14 protein-coding genes and 1 pseudogene are annotated in these 22,351 nt (G+C 41.4%); 13 read left to right on the top strand and 2 right to left on the bottom strand.

Annotation, left to right across the window (positions count from 1 at the left end; genetic code table 11):
- Nucleotides 1-71: 71 nt before the first annotated feature.
- From pabB to FJN11_RS05840, 7 genes and pseudogenes are all read left to right on the top strand, one after another.
- Nucleotides 72-1,793, top strand: a complete 1,722-nt coding sequence (gene pabB, locus FJN11_RS05870) for an aminodeoxychorismate synthase component I (protein ID WP_140224292.1) — start codon at nucleotides 72-74, stop codon at nucleotides 1,791-1,793.
- Entirely contained in the window at nucleotides 1,794-2,411 is a 618-nt protein-coding gene (locus FJN11_RS05865; protein WP_049552251.1) for an alpha/beta fold hydrolase, read from the top strand.
- Between the two features lie 49 nt (nucleotides 2,412-2,460).
- Complete coding sequence (locus FJN11_RS05860; RefSeq protein ID WP_181146399.1) at nucleotides 2,461-3,270, top strand: N-acetylmuramoyl-L-alanine amidase family protein; 810 nt, start codon at nucleotides 2,461-2,463, stop codon at nucleotides 3,268-3,270.
- A 160-nt stretch (nucleotides 3,271-3,430) separates the two neighbouring features.
- Nucleotides 3,431-5,311, top strand: a pseudogene (locus FJN11_RS05855) (Ltp family lipoprotein).
- 407 nt (nucleotides 5,312-5,718) lie between these two features.
- Nucleotides 5,719-7,500 carry an Ltp family lipoprotein gene (locus FJN11_RS05850; RefSeq protein WP_140224291.1) on the top strand — a complete coding sequence of 594 codons (1,782 nt, stop codon included), beginning with the start codon at nucleotides 5,719-5,721 and terminating at the stop codon, nucleotides 7,498-7,500.
- Between the two features lie 114 nt (nucleotides 7,501-7,614).
- Nucleotides 7,615-8,574, top strand: coding sequence for an ROK family glucokinase (locus tag FJN11_RS05845; protein ID WP_140224290.1), 960 nt, complete (start codon nucleotides 7,615-7,617; stop codon nucleotides 8,572-8,574).
- Nucleotides 8,575-8,669: 95 nt separating this feature from the next.
- Nucleotides 8,670-9,509, top strand: a complete 840-nt coding sequence (locus FJN11_RS05840; RefSeq protein ID WP_140224289.1) for a thymidylate synthase — start codon at nucleotides 8,670-8,672, stop codon at nucleotides 9,507-9,509.
- Between the two features lie 50 nt (nucleotides 9,510-9,559).
- On the opposite strand, the gene FJN11_RS05835 is transcribed toward FJN11_RS05840, so the two are convergent.
- The gene (locus FJN11_RS05835) at nucleotides 9,560-9,730 is read right to left on the bottom strand and encodes a DUF3042 family protein (protein ID WP_001051780.1); all 171 of its coding nucleotides are present in this window, start codon (nucleotides 9,728-9,730) and stop codon (nucleotides 9,560-9,562) included.
- Nucleotides 9,731-9,850: 120 nt separating this feature from the next.
- Between FJN11_RS05835 and miaA the strand changes: the two genes are divergently transcribed.
- From miaA to bgaA, 6 genes are all read left to right on the top strand, one after another.
- Nucleotides 9,851-10,735 (top strand): tRNA (adenosine(37)-N6)-dimethylallyltransferase MiaA, encoded by an 885-nt coding sequence (gene miaA / locus FJN11_RS05830; RefSeq protein WP_140224288.1) that lies wholly within the window; start codon nucleotides 9,851-9,853, stop codon nucleotides 10,733-10,735.
- Nucleotides 10,728-11,966 carry a GTPase HflX gene (gene hflX / locus FJN11_RS05825; RefSeq protein WP_140224287.1) on the top strand — a complete coding sequence of 413 codons (1,239 nt, stop codon included), beginning with the start codon at nucleotides 10,728-10,730 and terminating at the stop codon, nucleotides 11,964-11,966. The genes miaA and hflX overlap by 8 nt, the downstream gene beginning before the upstream one ends.
- Nucleotides 11,959-12,582, top strand: a complete 624-nt coding sequence (locus tag FJN11_RS05820; RefSeq protein WP_049551824.1) for a cystathionine beta-lyase — start codon at nucleotides 11,959-11,961, stop codon at nucleotides 12,580-12,582. The genes hflX and FJN11_RS05820 overlap by 8 nt, the downstream gene beginning before the upstream one ends.
- Nucleotides 12,583-12,596: 14 nt before the next feature.
- Nucleotides 12,597-13,526 carry a ribonuclease Z gene (rnz, locus tag FJN11_RS05815; RefSeq protein ID WP_125409442.1) on the top strand — a complete coding sequence of 310 codons (930 nt, stop codon included), beginning with the start codon at nucleotides 12,597-12,599 and terminating at the stop codon, nucleotides 13,524-13,526.
- Between the two features lie 20 nt (nucleotides 13,527-13,546).
- Entirely contained in the window at nucleotides 13,547-14,302 is a 756-nt protein-coding gene (locus FJN11_RS05810) for an SDR family NAD(P)-dependent oxidoreductase (protein ID WP_140224286.1), read from the top strand.
- A 246-nt stretch (nucleotides 14,303-14,548) separates the two neighbouring features.
- The gene (bgaA, locus tag FJN11_RS05805; RefSeq protein ID WP_140224285.1) at nucleotides 14,549-21,763 is read left to right on the top strand and encodes an LPXTG-anchored adhesin/beta-galactosidase BgaA; all 7,215 of its coding nucleotides are present in this window, start codon (nucleotides 14,549-14,551) and stop codon (nucleotides 21,761-21,763) included.
- Nucleotides 21,764-21,942: 179 nt separating this feature from the next.
- Here bgaA and FJN11_RS05800 read toward each other — a convergent pair whose 3' ends face one another.
- The gene (locus FJN11_RS05800) at nucleotides 21,943-22,302 is read right to left on the bottom strand and encodes a DUF3397 family protein (RefSeq protein ID WP_004269933.1); all 360 of its coding nucleotides are present in this window, start codon (nucleotides 22,300-22,302) and stop codon (nucleotides 21,943-21,945) included.
- Between the last annotated feature and the right edge of the window lie 49 nt (nucleotides 22,303-22,351).

Here is a 22,351-nt window from a genome sequence, read left to right as displayed (position 1 = left end):
CAATAGTAAGAAAATAATAAAAAGGTAGATCAGCTTTGTCTGGATCTGCCTTTTTGTGCTATACTTAAGGTATGCATAGAAAAACAGTGATTGATTTTAGGGCTTTGGGGGAGAGATGCACCTTTACCCAGCCGATTAAAGAGTTAAAAACGAGAAATGTAGCAGAAGTGGCAGACTTGCTGGCACAAGTGGAAAGCTACCAAGAGCAAGGTTATTATGTGGTGGGCTATGTCAGCTACGAGGCTGCACCTGCTTTTGAGGAGAAATTAGCAGTTCATAAAGCTCCTTTACTGGGAGAGTACCTGCTATATTTTACAGTTCATGACAGCGTAGAAACATCCCCTATTCCTCTGACTTATGATGAGGTTGATTTGCCTTCAAATTGGCAGGAAGTAACGTCTGCAGAGGATTATGAAAAGGCTATTGCCCAGATTCACCATCATTTGCGGCAGGGGGACACCTATCAGGTCAACTACACCGTCCAACTCAAGCAGGATTTAAGTGCCAATCCTTTTGCCATCTACAATCGTATGGTGGTAGAGCAGGAGGCAGGCTACAATGCCTATGTGGAACACGATGAGATGGCAGTGATTTCCATGAGTCCAGAACTCTTTTTTGAGCAAAATGGCCGTGAATTGACTACACGACCAATGAAGGGAACGACTCAGCGTGGAGTGACTGACCAAGAAGATCTTGAACAGGCTAGTTGGTTGGAGCAGGATCCTAAAAATCGCTCTGAAAATATTATGATTGTGGACCTCTTACGCAATGATATGAACCGTATTTCTGAGGTGGGGAGTGAGCATGTGGAGCGTCTCTGCCAAGTGGAACAGTATTCAACTGTTTGGCAGATGACTTCAACCATCAAGAGTCAGTTGCGAGAGGATGTTGACCTTGTTGAAATCTTCCGTTCTCTCTTTCCTTGCGGATCCATAACGGGTGCACCCAAAATTGCAACTATGGAAATCATTAAGGACTTGGAGCCACAACCGCGTGGAGTCTACTGTGGAACCGTTGGTCTCCTGCTTCCAAGTGGGCGCCGGATTTTTAATGTTGCTATCCGAACTATTCAACTGTATCAAGGGAAAGCCATCTATGGAGTTGGCGGAGGAATTACATGGGATAGCACCTGGGAGTCTGAATACCGTGAAGTTCATCAAAAGGCAGCTGTTCTCTATCGTAAAGAAGCTCGTTTCCAACTGATTACTACAGGGAAAATCAGCCAAAAACAACTGCTGTTTGAAGAGCAACATATAGAAAGACTGAGAAAGGCAAGTCGATATTTTGCTTTTCCTTTTGACCCAGAAATTTTGAGACAAAAGATTGAAGCAGAGTGTCAGGCTTGTGATGCTAATCAAGATTACCGCTTGCGTATTTCTCTCAGCAAGTCTGGAGAGATAGAAGTCGATCGCCAAGTATTAACACCCCTTAGTACAAGCTTTTGTCAGGCCCAACTCTGCCCTCAGGAAGCCAATTTGCAACAAGCTTTTACCTACTTCAAAACGACTCACCGACCGCATTTGAACCTAGGGGAGCAAGAGATCATTTACCACAATAAGTCTGGAGAACTTCTTGAAACCTCTATCGGAAATTTGGTTCTGAAAATCGATGGGAAACTCTATACACCGCCAGTCCGACTTGGAATCTTACCAGGCATTTACCGTCAGCATTTGCTGGAAACAGGACAGATAGAAGAGAAAGTCTTGACCTTGGCAGATTTTGCCCAAGCAGAAGCTATCTATGGCTGTAATGCAGTCAGGGGCTTGTATGAGCTGTCAGTAAGGGAGAACTAAATGAAATTAATATTTTTACATGGCCTAGGTCAGTCAGCAGATAGTTGGAAAGAAGTGCAAGAGTTGCTTGTAGATTATCCTTCTGAAGCCCTAGAGTTATTTCCTTCCGGAGTTGCTACCTATCAAGAAGCTAAGGAGCGCATTTATCAGCACTTGTCAGAGGAGACAGAACCTTTTGTCCTAATCGGTTTGTCCTTAGGAGCTGCACTTGCATTAGAGCTGTCAAGTTACGATTTGCCAAATCTTCAGGCCTTGGTTTTGTCAGGCTGTCCATTGAAACTAGCTGGCAATATCCCTTTTTACATTCAGTTGCTGATATTTAAACTACTCCCCAAAAGGACATTTGAGAAACAGGGAGCAGATAAATCGCTTTTGGTTGGAGTTTCTGAGGAATTAAAAACACTTGATTTAAGAGAGATTGCAAAGAATTGTCCCTATCCAACTTTGTTAATTTGTGGTAGTCAAGATAAGCCTAATCTCAGTTCAATGAAAGCTATTCAAGAACTGATGCCAAATTCCCAGTTCCAGATTATCCCTGACGGTCCTCATGTCTTGAATAGAGCCAAACCAAAAGAGTTTGCAGCAATAACTAGAAGTTTTCTTGAATTGCTGAAATAAGTTTGATAAAACAACATTAAAAACGATATTATAATTATGGGAGAAAGAAATGAACAAACGTCTATTTTTTAAAATGAGTCTGGCTACCTTGCCAGTTTTAGCCTTGTTTTCACAGCCTGTGTTAGCGGAAGAAAACATTCATTTTTCTAGCTGTAAGGAAGCTTGGGCGAATGGATATGCGGATATTCATGAGGGAGAACCTGGTTATTCTGCCAAGTTAGACCGTGATCATGATGGTGTGGCGTGTGAATTGAAAAATGCCCCAAAAGGTGCTTTCAAAGCAAAGCAATCAACTTCGGCTCAAAACAATACAAGTTCAGCAACAACAAGTGGCTGGGTTAAGCAGGATGGTGCATGGTATTACTTTGATGGAAATGGAAATCCAGTGAAAAATGCTTGGCAGGGAAGCTATTATCTGAAAGCGGATGGTAAAATGGCACAGAGCGAATGGATTTATGACTCTTCTTATCAAGCTTGGTATTATTTGAAATCAGATGGTTCTTATGCAAAAAATGCATGGCAAGGAGCTTACTACCTTAAATCAAATGGTAAGATGGCTAAAGGTGAGTGGGTCTACGATAGTAGCTACAAATCATACTACTACTTGACATCAGAAGGCAGTTACGCTCGTAATACTTGGTCAGGTAATTATTATCTCAAATCAGATGGTAAGATGGCTAAAGGTGAGTGGATATATGATAGTAACTACAAATCATATTACTACTTGACATCAGAAGGCAGTTACGCTCGTAACACTTGGGTAGGCAATTACTATCTTAAATCAAACGGTAAAATGGCTGTGAATGAACGTACACCGGATGGTTATCGTGTAGATGGTTCAGGTAAATGGGTTAAATAAGAAATTAAAAAATAGGATAATAGGTAATATCAGATGAACATGTCTTTTGTGTTGCACTTCATTTTAAAATAGGGCTTTCATAAATAGTTGTTATTTTAATATAAAAAAGATTAAGGATATGGTATACTATAAGTGTAAATCATAAGAAAAGGAGATTTTTATGAGAAGATCAAAAAAAATTTTGGTTACAAGTTTAGCAGCAACTACACTTGCACTTGTTTCTCTTTCAGATACAATGGGGATGTTGCCTTTCTCATCTCAGAAAGTATCTGCTCAAGAAAAAGATGCGTCTAAAAATGGTAAAATTGTAAAAGAGAATACAAAACCCGCACCAAAACCTGCGCCGAAGCCGGCACCAAAACCCGCACCAAAACCTGCGCCGAAGCCAGCACCAAAACCCGCGCCGAAGCCAGTACAGAAACCCTCGCCGAAGCCAGCACCAAAACCCTCGCCGAAGCCAGTACAGAAACCCGCGCCGAAGCCGGCATCAAAACCCGTGCCTAAGCCGGCACCAAAACCCGCGCCAAAGCCGGCACCAAAACCCTCGCCAAAGCCAGCATCAAAACCCTCGCCGAAGCCAGCACAGAAACCCGCACCAAAACCTACGCCGAAGCCGGCACCAAAACCGACTGAAAAACATAAAGAAACAACTCCTAAACAGGATAAATCAAAATCTAAAGCTCAGTCTGGCTGGGTAGGGTCTTCGTACTATGAAAATGGTGCTAAAGTTACTAATAAGTGGATTTTTGATAAAAAGGTTAACTCCTACTTCTATTTAAATGCATCGGGAAATTATGTCCAAAATGCCTGGGTCGGTAATTACTATCTCAAATCTGATGGTAAGAGAGCTAAGAATGAATGGATTTATGATAAGAAATCGAATTCATATTTTTATCTAACATCAGAAGGCACCTATGCTCGCAACAAATGGATAGGAAATTACTACCTCAAATCTGATGGTAAGAGAGCTAAGAACGAATGGATTTATGATAAGAAATCGAGTTCATATTTTTATCTAACATCAGAAGGAAGTTCAGCTCGTAACACTTGGGTAGGAAATTACTACCTCAAATCAGATGGAAAGATGGCTAAGAAAGAATGGATTTATGATAAGAAATACTCTGCACATTATTATTTAACAGCAGAAGGTAGCTACGCTCGTAATACTTGGGTAGGGAATTATTATCTCAAATCAGACGGTAAGAGAGCTAAAAATGAATGGATTTATGATACGAAATCGAATTCATATTTTTATCTAACATCAGAAGGAAGTTCTGCTCGTAACACTTGGGTAGGAAATTACTACCTCAAATCTGATGGCAAGATGGCCAAGAATGAATGGATTTATGACAAAAACTACGGTTCATATTATTATCTAACAGGAGAAGGAAGCTACGCACGTAACAAATGGGTAGGTAATTACTATCTAAACTAAAACGGTAAGATGGCCAAAAATGAGTGGGTAGATGGTGGTAATTATTATGTTGATTCTGACGGAAAAATAGTTAAAAGTGACTGGATTTATGATAAAAACTATGGTTCATATTATTATCTAACATCAGAAGGAAGCTACGCTCGCAACAAATGGGTAGGAAATTATTATCTCAAATCAGATGGAAAGATGGCCAAGAATGAATGGGTAGATGGTGGTCGTTACTATGTCGATTCTGATGGTTATATGTTGAAGAATAAATGGGTAGATGGTGGTCGTTATTATGTAGGATACGACGGTGTGTGGCAACCAAAACCAGCAGATGGAAATCAATATAACGCGGCTTTAAGGCAAGCACAAGGTTATAATAGGATTTATTTGTCAAAAAAAAGAATTTATGAGATGTTAATTTTTGAAGGTTTTAATAGTGACGCTGCACAATATGCTATCAATCATTTGCAAGCAGACTATAAGGCGAATGCCTTAGCTACAGCAAGAGAATACCGAAAGAATGCCCATTTATCAAAGACAGAAATTTATGAGAGGCTAACTTTTAAAAAATTTACCAAAGAAGAAGCAAACTATGCAATTCAACATCTAGGTGACTAATTATTTAGAATAACTATTTTAACACCAATTGACAAGTCAAGTACAACAAAGTTGTTCCTCTGATTAAGAGAGTATTTTTCAAGCTGTTTGAGTGAACTCAAACAGCTTTTTTGCGGACTATAGCCAAGTTCAAAATAGAAGGTTCTCCGATTGTCTTTCCACCCAGAACAGAATGGATTTTCCAATTTCAAAAAGGGGTTGGAGTTTATAGGTGTGAACAAAGGCATCTATGCTGTGTCCCGTTGGTTTCCCCAAAAATCTCAGCCGGTTTGAGTCCTACGTTTAAATAAGTTTCAATTTCTACTCGCTCAGCTTCAGATTAGTGCTTGTATAGTTATTATTTTAATGTAAAAAAGATTAAGGATATGATATACTATAAGTGTAAATCATAAGAAAAGGAGATTTTTATGAGAAAATCAAAAAAAATTTTGGTTACAAGTTTAGCAGCAACTACTTTTGCACTTGTTTCTCTTTCAGATACAATGGGGATGTTGCCTTTCTCATCTCAGAAAGTATCTGCTCAAGAAAAGGATGCGTCTAAAAATGGTAAGATTGTAAAAGAGAATACAAAACCCGCACCAAAACCTGCGCCTAAGCCGGCACCAAAACCCGCGCCTAAGCCGGCACCAAAATCTGCGCCTAAGCCGGCACCAAAACCCGCTCCGAAGCCAGCACCAAAACCCGCGCCTAAGCCGGCACCAAAACCCGCGCCTAAGCCGGTACCAAAACCCTCGCCGAAGCCAGCATCAAAACCTGCGCCGAAGCCAGCACCAAAACCTGCGCCTAAGCCAGTACAGAAACCCTTGCCGAAGCCAGCATCAAAACCTGCGCCGAAGCCAGCATCAAAACCTGCGCCGAAGCCAGCACCAAAACCCGCGCCGAAGCCGGCACCAAAACCCGCGCCGAAGCCGGCACCAAAACCCTCGCCGAAGCCGGCACCAAAACCCTCGCCGAAGCCAGCACCAAAACCTGCGCTGAAGCCGGCACCGAAACCTAAAGAAACAACTCCTAAACAGGATAAATCACAATCTAAAGTTCAGTCTGGCTGGGTAGGAAATTACTACCTCAAATCAGATGGAAAGAGAGCTAAAAATCAATGGGTAGATGGTGGTCGTTATTATGTTGATTCTGATGGAAAAAAGGTTAAAAGTGACTGGATTTATGATAAAAACCATGGTTCATATTATTATCTAACAGCAGAAGGAAGCTCTGCTCGCAATAAATGGGTAGGAAATTCTTATCTCAAATCAGATGGAAAGATGGCCAAGAATGAATGGGTAGATGGTGGGCGTTACTATGTTGATTCTAAAGGCAAAATGCTAAGGAATAGATGGGTAGATGGTGGCCGTTACTATGTAGGATACGATGGTGTGCGGCAACCAAAACAGGCAGATGGGAACCCGTACAATGCTGCTTTAAGTAAAGCGAAAAGCTATAATTCGTCTTTACGTCTGTCAAAAAAAGCTCTCTATGACCAATTAACGTGGTATGGTTTTTCAAGTTCAGCAGCGCAGTATGCCATCGATCACTTGAATGCAGATTACAAAGCAAATGCCTTAATTAAAGCAAGAGAATACCGAAAGAATACCAATTTATCAAAGACAAAAATTTATGAGAGGCTAACTTCTCCTTGGAGTGGACAATTTACAAAAGAAGAAGCTAATTATGCAATTCAAAAACTTAATCTACCATCAGAAGGCAGCTATCCTCGCAATAAATGGGTAGGATACTATTATTATAAATCAGATGGAAAGATGGCCAAGAATGAATGGGTAGATGGTGGCCGTTACTATGTGGGATCAGATGGTGAAATGGCTAGGGGCAAATGGGTAGATGGTGGCCGTTACTATGTAGGATACGATGGTGTGCGACAACCAAAACCGGCAGATGGGAACCCGTACAATGCTGCTTTAATTAAAGCGAGAAGCTATAATTCGTTTTCACATATGTCAAAAAAAGCTCTCTATGACCAATTAACGTGGCATGGTTTTTCAAGTTCAGCAGTGCAGTATGCCATCGATCACTTGAATGCAGATTATAAGGCAAATGCCTTAATTCGAGCAAGAGAATACCGAAAGAATACCAATTTATCAAAGACAAAAATTTATGAGAGGCTAACTTCTCCTTGGAGTGGACAATTTACAAAAGAAGAAGCAAACTATGCAATTCAAAAACTAGGAGATAAATAGTTATTAATTATTAGATGTAACTTTTTCATGCAAACCTTTGCATGATTAACTAAATTTTGTTATACTATATCTGTAAGCATTTTCAATTAATTCATAATGAAAAAGGAGAAGACGATGAGTCAAAAGATTATTGGGATTGACCTTGGTGGAACTTCTATCAAATTTGCAATCTTGACAACAGCAGGAGAGATCCAAGAAAAATGGTCTATCAAGACCAACATTTTGGATGAGGGAAGTCATATCGTAGATGATATGATTGAGTCTATTCAACATCGTTTGGACTTGCTTGGATTGGCAGCAGCAGACTTCCAAGGTATTGGAATGGGATCACCTGGTGTGGTTGACCGTGAAAAAGGAACTGTTATTGGTGCCTACAACCTCAACTGGAAAACCCTTCAACCAATCAAAGAAAAGATTGAAAAAGCCTTGGGCATTCCTTTCTTCATCGATAATGATGCCAACGTAGCTGCTCTTGGTGAGCGCTGGATGGGTGCTGGAGATAACCAACCAGACGTTGTCTTTATGACACTCGGTACTGGTGTTGGTGGCGGTATCGTTGCAGAAGGCAAATTGCTTCACGGTGTTGCTGGTGCAGCAGGTGAGCTTGGCCACATCACTGTTGACTTTGACCAACCAATCGCATGTACCTGTGGTAAGAAAGGCTGTCTTGAGACAGTCGCTTCTGCAACAGGGATTGTCAACTTGACTCGTCGCTATGCCGATGAGTACGAAGGCGATGCAACCTTGAAACGCTTGATTGATAATGGAGAAGAAGTAACTGCTAAGACTGTCTTTGATTTGGCAAAAGAAGGAGACGACCTTGCTTTGATTGTTTACCGTAACTTCTCACGTTACTTGGGAATCGCTTGTGCCAACATCGGCTCAATCCTAAACCCATCAACAATCGTCATCGGTGGTGGTGTGTCAGCTGCAGGAGAATTCCTTCTACAAGGTGTTCAAAAAGTCTATGACGAAAATACCTTCCCACAAGTACGCACTTCAACTAAATTGGCTCTTGCAACTCTAGGAAATGACGCTGGAGTTATCGGAGCAGCATCACTTGTATTGCAATAAAATAAAAAAGGAGAAAATTGCTTTCCAGAAGCGAGTGATTTTCCTCCTTTCTTTTTTTATGCTATACTAGTTAGGACAATAAATGAGGTGAGAAAATGACAAAAGCAGATACAATTTTTAAAGAAAATATTGAACGAATCCTCAAAGATGGCGTCTTTTCTGAGCAGGCCCGTCCCAAGTACAAGGATGGAACTGTTGCCAACTCCAAGTATGTAACGGGTGCCTTTGCAGAGTATGACTTGGCAAAAGGGGAGTTTCCCATTACAACTTTGCGGCCAATCGCCATTAAATCCGCAATCAAGGAAGTGCTCTGGATTTACCAAGACCAGTCAAATAGCCTAGACGTGCTTAATGACAAGTACAATGTTCACTACTGGAATGACTGGGAAGTGGGAAATACGGGAACTATTGGTGAGCGTTACGGGGCGGTCGTTAAGAAACACGATATCATCAATAAGCTTCTCAAGCAGTTGGAAGCCAATCCTTGGAACCGTCGCAATATCATTTCGCTCTGGGATTACCAAGCTTTCGAAGAAACAGATGGGCTGCTCCCATGTGCCTTTCAGACTATGTTTGATGTCCGCCGTGTAGATGGAGAAATCTATCTGGATGCGACCTTGACCCAGCGTTCTAACGACATGCTAGTGGCTCACCATATCAACGCTATGCAGTACGTGGCTCTTCAAATGATGATTGCCAAGCATTTTGGCTGGAAGGTTGGGAAGTTCTTCTACTTCATCAACAACCTCCATATCTATGATAATCAATTTGAACAAGCTCAGGAATTGCTCCGTCGTGAACCGTCAAACTGCCAACCACGCTTGGTTTTAAATGTTCCTGATGGGACTAGTTTCTTTGATATCAAAGCAGAAGATTTTGAGTTGGTGGATTATGACCCTGTCAAGCCACAGTTGAAGTTTGACCTAGCTATTTAAAAGAATAGAAAAAAGAAGTTGAGACAATAAATCCCAACTTCTTTTGTTTCTTAACGTGATACGCGGCGACGAGCTGCTTTTTTACGGTTTTCTTCGATGAAAGCTGCTTTTTGCTCTTCTGGTTCGATCACTTTCTTTTTAAATGCGTATACTGCACCTGCGACGGCAGCGACAGTTCCTGCGACACCTGTTACAAGACCTTTAGCAAATCCTTTAGCCATGAGTCTTCCTCCTTTATATTCTCAATCAGCCAGCCCCCTTAAGAGGTCACATTTTTCTGACTGACCTTTTTGTGTTATAATAATAGTAACGAAAAAATGGGAATTTTTCAAGGAAAAAAGATGAAAACAAAAATAATTGTGATTGTTGGACCGACTGCTGTTGGAAAGACGGCTCTAGCCATTGAAGTGGCCAAGCGTTTTAATGGCGAAGTGGTTAGTGGAGATAGCCAACAAGTCTATCGAGGACTTGATATTGGGACGGCTAAGGCTAGTCCAGAAGAGCAGGCAACTGTTCCCCATCATTTAATCGATGTTAGAGAGGTAACCGAGTCTTACTCGGCTTTTGATTTTGTTTCAGAGGCTAAGATGGCTATTGAGGATATTGACAATCGTGGCAAGCTTGCCATTATCGCTGGTGGAACAGGACTTTACATACAGAGTCTACTAGAAGGATATCATCTTGGTGGAGAGACTCCCCATGAAGAGATTTTGACCTATCGAGCTAGCTTGGAGCCCTATACAGATGAGGAGTTAGCCCATCTGGTAGAGCAAGCAGGTCTTGAAATTCCCCAGTTTAATCGTCGTCGTGCTATGCGTGCCTTGGAAATTGCCCATTTTGGTCAGGACTTGGAAAATCAAGAGACCTTGTATGAGCCATTGATTATCTGCTTGGATGATGAACGCAGTCAATTATATGAACGTATCAATCACCGAGTGGACCTGATGTTTGAAGCTGGACTTCTAGACGAAGCCAAGTGGTTGTTTGACCATTATCCAGATGTGCAGGCTGCTAAAGGGATTGGTTACAAGGAACTCTTTCCTTACTTCCGTGGAGAGCAGACCTTGGAGGAAGCTAGTGAGAGTCTCAAACAGGCGACTCGTCGTTTTGCCAAGCGTCAGTTGACCTGGTTCCGTAATCGCATGAAGGTCACTTTTTATCAGATTGGAGAAGCTGGTGTAAAAGACCGCATTTTAAGCCAGATAGAGGAGTTTTTAGATGATTGATACGGAAAAAAAAGAGGAGCGAGTCCTGCTGATTGGTGTGGAATTGCAGGGCATGGACAATTTTGACCTCTCTATGGAAGAATTGGCCAGTCTAGCCAAGACAGCTGGGGCAGTCGTTGTAGATAGCTACAGACAAAAACGTGAAAAATATGATTCCAAGACCTTCGTCGGCTCTGGTAAGTTAGAAGAGATTGCGCTTATGGTAGATGCAGAAGAAATTACCACTGTCATCGTCAATAACCGCTTGACTCCACGGCAGAATGTCAATCTAGAGGAAGTTCTGGGTGTCAAGGTTATTGACCGTATGCAGTTGATTTTGGATATCTTTGCCATGCGGGCTCGAAGCCATGAAGGGAAGCTCCAAGTTCACCTAGCCCAGCTCAAATACCTCTTGCCTCGTTTGGTTGGTCAGGGGATTATGCTCAGTCGTCAGGCAGGGGGAATTGGTTCCCGTGGACCTGGTGAAAGCCAGCTGGAGCTGAACCGTCGTAGCGTTCGCAATCAAATCACAGATATCGAACGCCAGCTCAAGGTGGTTGAGAAAAATCGGGCGACTGTCAGAGAAAAACGTCTGGAGTCTAGCACCTTTAAGATTGGTTTGATTGGTTATACCAATGCTGGGAAGTCAACTATCATGAACACTTTGACCAGTAAGACACAGTATGAAGCAGACGAGCTTTTTGCAACTCTAGATGCGACGACTAAGAGTATCCATCTTGGGGGCAATCTACAGGTGACTTTAACTGATACGGTTGGTTTTATCCAAGATTTGCCGACAGAGTTGGTGTCCAGTTTTAAGTCAACCTTGGAAGAAAGCAAGCATGTGGATCTTCTGGTTCATGTCATTGATGCCAGCAATCCTTACCACGAGGAGCATGAAAAAACGGTTCTTTCCATCATGAAAGACTTGGAAATGGAGGATATTCCTCGCCTGACCCTTTATAATAAAGCGGATTTGGTCGAAGATTTTACGCCGACCCAAACTCCTTATGCCCTCATTTCTGCCAAGTCTGAGGATAGTCGCGAGAACTTGCAGGCACTATTTTTAGAGAAAATCAAGAATATTTTTGAATCCTTTACTCTGCGCGTGCCTTTTTCTAAGTCCTATAAGATTCATGATTTGGAAAGTGTTGCGATTCTGGAAGAACGTGACTATCAAGAGGATGGCGAAGTCATTACAGGCTACATTTCTGAGAAAAACAAATGGAGGTTAGAAGAATTTTATGACTGATATCAAAACCTTGGCTCTAAAATATGGAGGCTATACAAGTCTGGACAAGGTCTATCTGGATCAGCTTCTAGCTGGCAAGACAGAGCAGGAGCAGTTGGCACTTATCACACCTCCGCCCAGCGTGGTCAATGCTTACTTTGCAGAACTTTACCAAAAAAAGAGTCCTGAGGCAGCGACGGATTATTTTGCGGAACTCAGTCAGGAACTGAATCTTTACAATACTGAGCCGAGTTTCACACTCGAAAACAAGCCTTTTATTCGTCTTAATCTGTCTGGTAAATCCTTTGGTTTTTGCTATGAGAGTGAGGGTCTTGGTCGAATTTTCTCTGAGAATGAAGAGAAGATTTCGGATGACTTACTTTTTGAAATTGCACAAATTTTCCCCCATCAGCTAGTCTTTGAGGAGTCTGGCAAGATTTACATGAAGGCTGTCGAGGACGAGGAAGTTGTTAGCGTGGAAAATCTTACAGCTTTGACAGATTTGGAAAGCTTGGCTGACGGTCGTAAGCGTCTCAAAGGCTACAGCCAAGAGGAGTTATTACAAGAAGCCACAGCTTTTTCTGGCAAGCGCTATTTCCGATCGGAAAACCGCACAGCCATGTTATATATTGATTAATTAGAAAGTATCGAATGGATATTCAATTTTTAGGAACGGGGGCTGGTCAGCCCTCTAAAGCCCGCAACGTTTCAAGTCTCGCTCTGAAATTATTGGATGAGATTAACGAAGTCTGGCTATTTGACTGTGGAGAAGGAACGCAAAATCGCATTCTGGAAACCACAATTCGACCACGTAAGGTCAGCAAAATTTTTATCACCCACCTGCATGGAGACCACATTTTTGGCTTACCAGGTTTCCTTTCTAGTCGAGCCTTTCAGGCTAATGAAGAGCAGACGGATTTGGAAATCTATGGACCTCAAGGGATCAAGTCCTTTGTCTTAACCAGCCTTCGTGTGTCAGGTTCGCGCCTGCCTTACCGTATTCATTTTCATGAGTTTGACCAAGATTCTTTAGGAAAAATCCTTGAGACCGATAAATTCACAGTGTATGCAGAGGAGTTGGACCACACTATTTTCTGCGTTGGCTATCGTGTCATGCAAAAGGACCTAGAAGGTACCTTAGATGCTGAAAAGCTCAAGGCTGCTGGTGTCCCATTTGGCCCACTTTTTGGGAAAATCAAAAACGGCCAGGATGTTGTTTTGGAAGACGGTACTGAAATCAAGGCAGCAGACTATATCTCAGCTCCACGTCCAGGTAAAATTATCACTATTTTAGGAGACACTCGAAAAACGGATGCCAGTGTGCGTCTGGCTGTCAATGCCGATGTCCTTATCCATGAATCGACTTATGGCAAGGGTGATGAAAAAATTGCTCGTAACCATGGCCACTCTACTAATATGCAAGCGGCACAAGTAGCGGTAGAAGCAGGAGCCAAACGCCTCTTGCTCAACCATATCAGTGCCCGTTTTCTCTCAAAAGATATCAGCAAGCTCAAAAAAGACGCTGCTAGTGTTTTTGAAAATGTCCATGTGGTCAAAGACTTGGAAGAAGTGGAAATCTAAAAGCTTGGGAAAGGATAAGTATGCCTACTATTCTCATTACAGGTGCTAGCGGTGGCCTAGCTCAAGAAATAGTCAAACTCTTGCCAAATGACCAACTCATCTTACTTGGTCGAAATAAGGAAAAATTAGTCCAACTCTACGGAAACCATCCCTATGCAGAATTGATTGAAATCGATATTACCGATGATTCAGCCTTAGAAACTCTGCTAGCAGACCTTCATCTCCGCTATGACGAGATTGATGTTTTGGTAAACAACGCTGGTTACGGGATTTTTGAGGAATTTGACCAGATTTCCGACCAAGATATTCATCAGATGTTCGAGGTCAATACCTTTGCCCTAATGAATCTGTCTCGTCGCCTTGCGGCTCGAATGAAGGAAAGTCGAAAAGGCCATATCATCAATATTGTTAGCATGGCAGGTTTGATCGCTACTGGTAAGTCTAGTCTCTACTCTGCTACCAAGTTTGCGGCCATTGGTTTTTCAAATGCCTTACGCCTCGAACTGATGCCTTATGGTATTTACGTAACGACTGTCAATCCAGGACCAATCCGCACAGGATTTTTCGACCAAGCCGACCCAGATGGAAGCTATCTCAAGTCGGTTGAACGCTTCCTGTTGAAACCAGATGCAGTGGCTAAAAAGATTGTCAAGATTATAGGAAAAAACAAACGAGAACTCAATCTCCCGATGTTGTTGAACCTAGCCCATAAGTTTTATACTCTTTTTCCAAAGCTAGCTGATAAGCTGGCAGGGGAAACTTTTAATTATAAATAGTAGAAGTTCCTTTTAAAGGGACTTTTTTACTTCTTTTAATTTAAAGGTTAATAAGTATTTTTTCTTTTAAAACTACATTCAGTTTTTTAAAAATTCTTCTACAAATTTTAGAAAAAACAATCAAAAATATTATTTTATATGCTAGAGTATTGAAAATTCCTATATTATTTAATAAAATAAGGGTAAAAGACTATTAAAAGTATGCGCTTACATAAAAATGAAAGCGATTACTAAAAGGAGGATTTTATGGAAAAAAGCCATTGGAATCGGAAAAGAGTCTATAGCATTCGTAAATTTGCTGTAGGAGCTTGCTCAGTAATGATTGGAACTTGTGCAGTTCTATTCGCAGGAAATATAGCTGGAGAATCTGTAGTTAATGCGGATGAAACACCTATTACTCGTACTGCTGAGAAACCTAAAGAGGAAAAACCGATAGTAGAAGAAAAGGTTGATCAAGCTTTGGAAACTAAAAATATAGTTGAAAGTACAGCACAAAAACAACCTAGTGCCACTGAGTCTATTTCATCTGAGAAGAAAGAAGATAAAGCAGTAACTCCAAAAGAGGAAAAAGCTCCAAAGATAGAATCACAAGCTTCAAGTCAAGAAAAACCGCTCAAGGAAGATGTTAAAGCTGTGACAAATGAAGAAGTCAATCAAATGATTGAAGACAGAAAAGTGAATTTTAACCAAAATTGGCACTTTAAACTCAATGCGAATTCTAAAGAAGCCATTAAACCGGATGCAGATGTATCTACGTGGAAAAAATTAGATTTACCGCATGACTGGAGTATCTTTAACGATTTTGATCATGAATCTCCTGCACAAAATGAAGGTGGACAGCTTAACGGTGGGGAAGCTTGGTATCGCAAGACTTTCAAACTAGATGAAAAAGATCTCAAGAAAAATGTTCGCCTCACTTTTGATGGCGTCTACATGGATTCTCAAGTTTATGTCAATGGTCAGTTAGTGGGTCATTACCCAAATGGTTATAACCAATTTTCATATGACATCACTAACTATTTGAACAAAGATGGACGTGAGAATGTAATTGCTGTTCATGCAGTCAACAAACAACCAAGCAGCCGTTGGTATTCAGGTAGCGGTATTTATCGTGATGTGACTTTACAAGTGACAGATAAAGTTCATGTTGAGAAAAATGGGACAACCATCTTAACACCAAAACTTGAACAACAGCAACACGGCAAGGTTGAAACTCATGTGACTAGTAAAATTGTCAATACGGACGACAAAGACCATCAACTTGTAGCAGAATATCAAATCGTTGAACGTGGTGGTCAGGCTGTGACAGGTCTAGTACGTACAGAGAGCCGTACCTTGAAAGCACATGAAGTAACTAGTCTTGATGCGATTTTAGAAGTTGAAAGACCAAAACTCTGGACGGTTTTAAATGACAAACCGGCCTTGTATGAATTAGTTACACGTGTTTACCGGGACGGTCAATTAGTTGATGCTAAGAAAGATCTGTTTGGTTACCGATATTATAACTGGACTCCAAATGAGGGCTTCTCTTTGAATGGTGAACGCATTAAATTCCATGGAGTTTCCTTGCACCATGACCACGGAGCGCTTGGAGCAGAAGAAAACTACAAGGCTGAGTACCGTAGACTGAAACAGATGAAGGAAATGGGGGTGAATTCGATTCGTACGACTCACAACCCAGCAAGTCCTCAGACTTTACAGATTGCAGCTGAACTTGGCTTACTTGTTCAAGAAGAGGCCTTTGATACTTGGTATGGCGGAAAGAAACCTTATGACTATGGACGTTTCTTTGAAAAAGATGCTACCCATCCTGAGGCTAAAAAAGGTGAAAAATGGTCTGACTACGATCTACGTACTATGGTAGAGAGAGACAAAAATAATCCCGCTGTTTTTATGTGGTCAATCGGAAATGAAATCGGTGAAGCAAATGGGGATCCTCATTCTCTAGCGACTGTTAAACGTCTAGTCAAAGTTATCAAGGATGTTGATAAAACTCGTTATGTTACCATGGGAGCAGATAAGTTCCGTTTCGGTAATGGTAGCGGTGGGCATGAAAAAATTGCTGATGAACTCGATGCTGTTGGATTTAACTACTCTGAAGATAATTACAAAGCCCTTAGAGCTAAGCATCCAAACTGGTTGATTTATGGGTCAGAAACATCTTCAGCAACGCGTACAAGAGGAAGTTACTTCCACCCAGAGCGTGAGTGGGTACAAAGTAATCAGTCATGGCGTAACTATGAACAGTCAGATTATGGAAATGACCGTGTTGGTTGGGGTAAAACGGCAACTGCTTCATGGACATTTGACCGTGACAATGCTGGCTATGCTGGTCAATTCATTTGGACAGGTACGGACTATATCGGTGAACCAACTCCATGGCACAACCAAAACAACACGCCAGTTAAAAGCTCTTACTTTGGTATCGTAGATACTGCAGGTATTCCAAAAAACGACTTTTATCTTTACCAAAGTCAATGGATTTCTGCAAAGAAAAAACCAATGGTTCACCTTCTTCCTCACTGGAACTGGGAAAACAAAGAGTTGATAGACAATGTAGCAGACGCGGAAAATAAAATCCCTGTACGTGCTTATTCTAATGCTGCAAGTGTAGAATTGTTCTTGAATGGAAAATCTCTTGGTCTTAAGACTTTCAACAAAAAACAAACTAGCGATGGACGCACTTACCAAGAAGGTGCTAATGCTAATGAACTTTATCTTGAATGGAAAGTTGCTTATCAAGCAGGTACCTTGGAAGCAATTGCTCGTGATGAATCTGGCAAGGAAATTGCTCGAGATAAGATTACGACTGCTGGTAAGCCAGCGGCTGTTCGTCTTATCAAAGAAGATCATGCAATCGCAGCAGATGGAAAAGACTTGACATACATCTATTACGAAATCGTTGATAGCCAAGGGAATGTAGTACCAACTGCCAATAATCTGGTTCGCTTCCAATTACACGGACAAGGCCAACTTGTCGGTGTCGATAATGGGGAACAAGCCAGCCGTGAACGCTATAAGGCGCAAGCAGATGGTTCTTGGATTCGTAAAGCATTTAATGGTAAAGGTGTTGCCATTGTCAAATCAACTGAACAAGCAGGTAAATTCACGCTGACAGCCCATTCAGATCTCTTGAAATCTAGTCAAGTAACTGTCTTTACTGGTAAAAAAGAAGGACAAGAAAAGACTGTTTTGGGGACAGAAGTAGCAAGAGTTCGTACATTAATCGGTAAAGATCCAAAAATGCCGAAAACAGTAGGTTTTGTATACAGCGATGGTAGTCGTGAAAAACTTCCAGTAACTTGGTCTCAAGTCGATGTTAGTCAAGCAGGAGTTGTGACTGCTAAAGGTACAGCAAATGGACGTGAGGTAGAGGCTCGTGTCGAGGTTCTAGCAATTGCGAAAGAATTACCAACAGTTAAACGTGTTGCTCCAGGAGCAGACTTGAATACTGTAGATAAATATGTGTCAATACTAGTAACCGATGGAAGTGTACAAGAGTATGAAGTAGATAGCTGGGAGATTGCGGAAGCAGATAAAGCCAAACTTTCAGTAGCTGGATCACGTATTCAAATGACTGGTCAGTTAGCTGGAGAAACTATTCATGCAACCCTTGTGGTAGAAGAAGGAAAAGCTGCAGCACCTGTAGTGCCAACTGTTACTGTTGGTGGTGAGGCAGTAACAGGGCTTACTAGTCAACAACCAATGCAATACCGCACTCTTGCTTATGGTGCCCAATTGCCAGAAGTCACAGCAAGTGCTGAAAATGCTGATGTTACAGTTCTTCAAGCAAGCGCAGCAAACGGCATGCGTGCGAGCATCTTTGTTCAGCCTAAAGATGGTGGCCCTCTTCAAACCTATGCGATTCAATTCCTAGAAGAAGCACCAAAAATTGCTCATTTGAGCTTGCAAGTGGAACAAGCTGACGGTCTTAAAGAAGACCAAACAGTGAAATTATCTGTACTCGCTCATTATCAGGACGGAACACAAGCTGTATTACCAGCTGATAAGGTGAGCTTCTCTACAAGTGGTGAAGGGGAAGTTGTAGTCCGAAAAGGAATGCTTGAGTTGCATAAACCAGGAGCACTTACTCTGAAAGCTGAATATGAGGGTGCTACAGGTCAAATCAATCTCACTATACAAGCAAATACTGAGAAGAAGATTGCGCAATCCATCCGTCCTGTAAATGTAGTGACAGATTTACACCAAGAACCTACTCTTCCGTCAACAGTAACGGTTGAGTATGACAAAGGTTTCCCTAAAGCTCACAAAGTCACTTGGCAAGCTATTCCGAAAGAAAAACTAGACCACTATCAAAGCTTTGAAGTGTTAGGTAAAGTTGAAGGAACTGACCTGGAAGCGCGTGCTAAAGTATCTGTAGAAGGTATCGTTTCAGTTGAAGAAGTTAGTGTGACAACTCCAATCGCAGAAGCACCACAATTACCAGAAAGCGTTCGTACATATGATTCAAATGGTCACGTTTCATCAGCTAAGGTTGCATGGGATGCGATTCGTCCAGAGCAATACGCTAAGGAAGGTGTCTTTACAGTTAATGGTCGCTTAGAAGGTACTCAATTAACAACTAAACTTCATGTTCGCGTATCTGCTCAAACTGAGCAAGGTGCAAACATTTCTGACCAATGGACCGGTTCAGAATTGCCACTTGCCTTTGCTTCAGATTCAAATCCAACCGACCCTGTTTCAAATGTCAACGATAAATTGATTTCCTTTAATGACCGACCAGCCAATCGTTGGACAAACTGGAATCGTAGTAATCCAGAAGCTTCAGTCGGTGTCCTATTCGGAGATTCAGGTATCTTGAGCAAACGCTCCGTTGATAATCTAAGTGTCGGATTCCACGAAGACCATGGAGTCGGTGCACCGAAATCTTATGTGATTGAGTATTATGTTGGTAAGACTGTTCCAACAGCTCCTAAAAACCCTAGCTTTGTAGCCAATGAAGACCATGTATTTAACGATCCAGCTAACTGGAAACCTGTTACAAATCTAAAAGCCCCTGCTCAACTTACGGCTGGAGAAATGAATCACTTTAGCTTTGATAAAGTTGAAACTTATGCTGTTCGCATTCGCATGGTTAAAGCAGATAATAAGCGTGGAACGTCTATCACAGAAGTACAAATCTTTGCGAAACAGGTTGCGGCAGCCAAACAAGGACAAACAAGAATCCAAGTTGACGGTAAAGACTTAGCAAACTTCAACCCTGATTTGACAGACTACTACCTTGAGTCTGTAGATGGAAAAGTTCCCGCAGTCACAGCAAGTGTTAGCAACAATGGTCTCGCTACCGTCGTTCCAAGCGTTCGTGAAGGTGAGCCAGTTCGTGTCATCGCGAAAGCTGAAAATGGCGACATCTTAGGAGAATACCGTCTGCACTTCACTAAGAATAAAGACTTACTTTCTCGTAAACCAGTTGCTGCAGTTAAACAAGCTCGCTTGTTGCAACTAGGCCAACCACTTGAATTGCCAACTAAGGTTCCAGTTTACTTCACAGGTAAAGACGGTTACGAAACAAAAGACTTGGCAGTTGAATGGGAAAAAGTTCCAGCAGAAAATCTGACAAAAGCAGGTCAATTTATTGTTCGAGGTCGTGTCCTTGGTAGCAATCTTACTGCTGAGTTCACTGTAAGAGTGACAGACAAACTTGGTGAGGCTCTTTCAGATAACCCTAACTATGATGAAAACAGTAACCAGGCCTTTGCTTCAGCAACTAATGATATTGACGACAGTTCTCATGACCGTGTAGACTATATCAATGATAGAGATTACTCTGAAAATCGTCGTTGGACAAACTGGTCTAAAACGCCATCTTCTAATCCAGAAGTATCAGCAGGTGTGATCTTCCGTGAAAATGGTAAGATTGTCGAACGGACTGTTGCGCAAGCCAAACTTCACTTCTTTGCAGATAGTGGTACGGATGCGCCTTCTAAACTTGTTTTAGAGCGCTATGTCGGTCCAGACTTTGAAGTGCCAACCTACTATTCAAACTACCAAGCTTACGAATCTGGACATCCATTTAACAATCCAGAAAATTGGGAAGCTGTTCCTTATCGTGTGGATAAAGACATTGCAGCTGGTGATGAAATCAACGTAACATTTAAAGCTGTCAAAGCTAAAGCCATGAGATGGCGTATGGAGCGTAAAGCAGATAAGAGCGGTGTTGCGATGATTGAGATGACCTTCCTTGCACCAAGTGAATTGCCTCAAGAAAGTACTCAATCGAAGATTCTTGTAGATGGAAAAGAACTTCCTGATTTCGCTGAAAATCGTCAAGATTATCAAATTACCTATAAAGGTCAACGTCCAAAAGTCTCAGTTGAAGAAACCAATCAAGTAGCTTCAACAGTTGTAGATAGTGGAGAAGACAGCCTTCCAGTACTTGTTCGCCTCGTTTCAGAAAGTGGAAAACAAGTTAAGGAATACCGTATCCAGTTGACTAAGGAAAAACCAGTTTCTGAGAAGACAGTTGCTGCTGTACAGGAGGAACTTCCAAAACTTGAATTTGTTGAAAACGATTTGGCCTACAAGACAGTTGAGAAAAAAGATTCAACACTTTATCTAGGTGAGACTCGTGTAGAACAAGAAGGAAAAGTTGGTAAGGAACGTATCTTTACAGCAATTAATTCTGATGGAAGTAAGGAAGAAAAATTCCATGAAGTGGTAGAGGCACCGACAGACCGCATCGTCTTGGTTGGAACGAAACCAGGCACCGCCCTTCCAGAAGATGAAGTGAAGAATCTTGTCCTTAACAGACCAGAACTTGTGGTCGAAGAAGAAACCATTGATTTCAAGGTTCAGGAACGTAAGTCTGATAAGTTGTATCTAGGTGAAACCCGTTTTCTTCAAGAAGGAAAACAAGGAGTCCGTGTTCGCTTGATCGAAGTGGAAAACGGAAAACGCCAACTTAAAGAAACTTACGATAAAGTCGCTGCAGAAGATCGTATCGTGGAAGTTGGAACCAAACCAGGCACCTCTCTTCCAGAAGACGAAGTGAAAAATCTTGTTCTGAATCGCCCAGAGCTTATCTTAGAAGAAGAAACAATCGATTTCAAGGTTCAGGAACGTAAGTCTGATAAGTTGTATCTAGGTGAAACCCGTGTTCTTCAAGAAGGAAAACAAGGAGTCCGTGTTCACTTAATCGAGGTTGAAAATGGTAAGCGAACTGAAAAGGATAGCTATGATAAAGTTATGGCTCAGGATCGCATCATAGAAGTCGGTACAGCTGGTGAAACAACGAAACCAGTACAGCCGGTAGATACAAAACCACAAGTGTCAGAAAAAGCAGAAACAAAACCAATTGCTCCAAGTGAAGCTAGTCAAACTAATAAAGCCCAGTTACCAAATACAGGTAGTGTGACAAGCCAAGAAACAGTAGCAGCAGGTTTAGCTCTACTCTGTTTGAGTGCAGGATTAGTAGCCACTAAAGGTAAAAAAGAAGACTAGAAATTTTGATACTTTCGTTATCATTAAAGAGTGGAGAGAAACTCTTGTCTTAGATAGAAGATAAATCCCTTGGAATATAAGTTTCTAAGGGATTTTCTTTGTATAAAATTGTATAGTGTTATTATCTACCTTATTTTGTAGAGAAAGCAAAAATCCCTAGAAAATGTTTAGGGATTCAATTATTTCATTAAGAACAATTCAACAATCATCTCGATATACATGACAAGGGTTAATAAGAATCCTGCACGCCAGAAAAATTTGATGAATTTAGGATAGTAAAAGCTACGTTTTTTCAAAAGGAAGAAAAAAACGAGAATAATGGCTAGGAGAGAGAGGGCTAGGCCTAGTCTAGGGAGGAAATTATGGGTAAAGGTTTTAGCTGTAATCAAGTAATACTCAAATACCAAGACTGGAAAAGCCAAATCCGCAAAGTTTCGTCCTAGTTTTTTTAATCTAAAAAGTTTGGTTATGATAATGCAGACTACTAAGGTCAGTATCAATAATAAAATAGATGCTAATTTCATTAAAATCATATCCATATTGTATCATAAAAAATCGCTAATGGAAACGAGAAACAGAGGAATTTAT

The sequence above is a fragment of the Streptococcus symci genome (assembly GCF_006385165.1).
In the GTDB taxonomy this organism is placed as follows: Bacteria; Bacillota; Bacilli; order Lactobacillales; family Streptococcaceae; genus Streptococcus; species Streptococcus symci.
The sequence above is the reverse complement of the archived record's forward strand: the minus strand, read 5'-3'. Positions and strand labels throughout refer to the sequence as shown.

Coding starts and splice junctions, on each gene's coding strand:
- pabB (WP_140224292.1), top strand. CDS start 72: ATGCATAGAAAAACAGTGATTGATTTTAGGGCTTTGGGGGAGAGATGC.
- FJN11_RS05865 (WP_049552251.1), top strand. CDS start 1,794: ATGAAATTAATATTTTTACATGGCCTAGGTCAGTCAGCAGATAGTTGG.
- FJN11_RS05860 (WP_181146399.1), top strand. CDS start 2,461: ATGAACAAACGTCTATTTTTTAAAATGAGTCTGGCTACCTTGCCAGTT.
- FJN11_RS05850 (WP_140224291.1), top strand. CDS start 5,719: ATGAGAAAATCAAAAAAAATTTTGGTTACAAGTTTAGCAGCAACTACT.
- FJN11_RS05845 (WP_140224290.1), top strand. CDS start 7,615: ATGAGTCAAAAGATTATTGGGATTGACCTTGGTGGAACTTCTATCAAA.
- FJN11_RS05840 (WP_140224289.1), top strand. CDS start 8,670: ATGACAAAAGCAGATACAATTTTTAAAGAAAATATTGAACGAATCCTC.
- FJN11_RS05835 (WP_001051780.1), bottom strand. CDS start 9,730: ATGGCTAAAGGATTTGCTAAAGGTCTTGTAACAGGTGTCGCAGGAACT.
- miaA (WP_140224288.1), top strand. CDS start 9,851: ATGAAAACAAAAATAATTGTGATTGTTGGACCGACTGCTGTTGGAAAG.
- hflX (WP_140224287.1), top strand. CDS start 10,728: ATGATTGATACGGAAAAAAAAGAGGAGCGAGTCCTGCTGATTGGTGTG.
- FJN11_RS05820 (WP_049551824.1), top strand. CDS start 11,959: ATGACTGATATCAAAACCTTGGCTCTAAAATATGGAGGCTATACAAGT.
- rnz (WP_125409442.1), top strand. CDS start 12,597: ATGGATATTCAATTTTTAGGAACGGGGGCTGGTCAGCCCTCTAAAGCC.
- FJN11_RS05810 (WP_140224286.1), top strand. CDS start 13,547: ATGCCTACTATTCTCATTACAGGTGCTAGCGGTGGCCTAGCTCAAGAA.
- bgaA (WP_140224285.1), top strand. CDS start 14,549: ATGGAAAAAAGCCATTGGAATCGGAAAAGAGTCTATAGCATTCGTAAA.
- FJN11_RS05800 (WP_004269933.1), bottom strand. CDS start 22,302: ATGGATATGATTTTAATGAAATTAGCATCTATTTTATTATTGATACTG.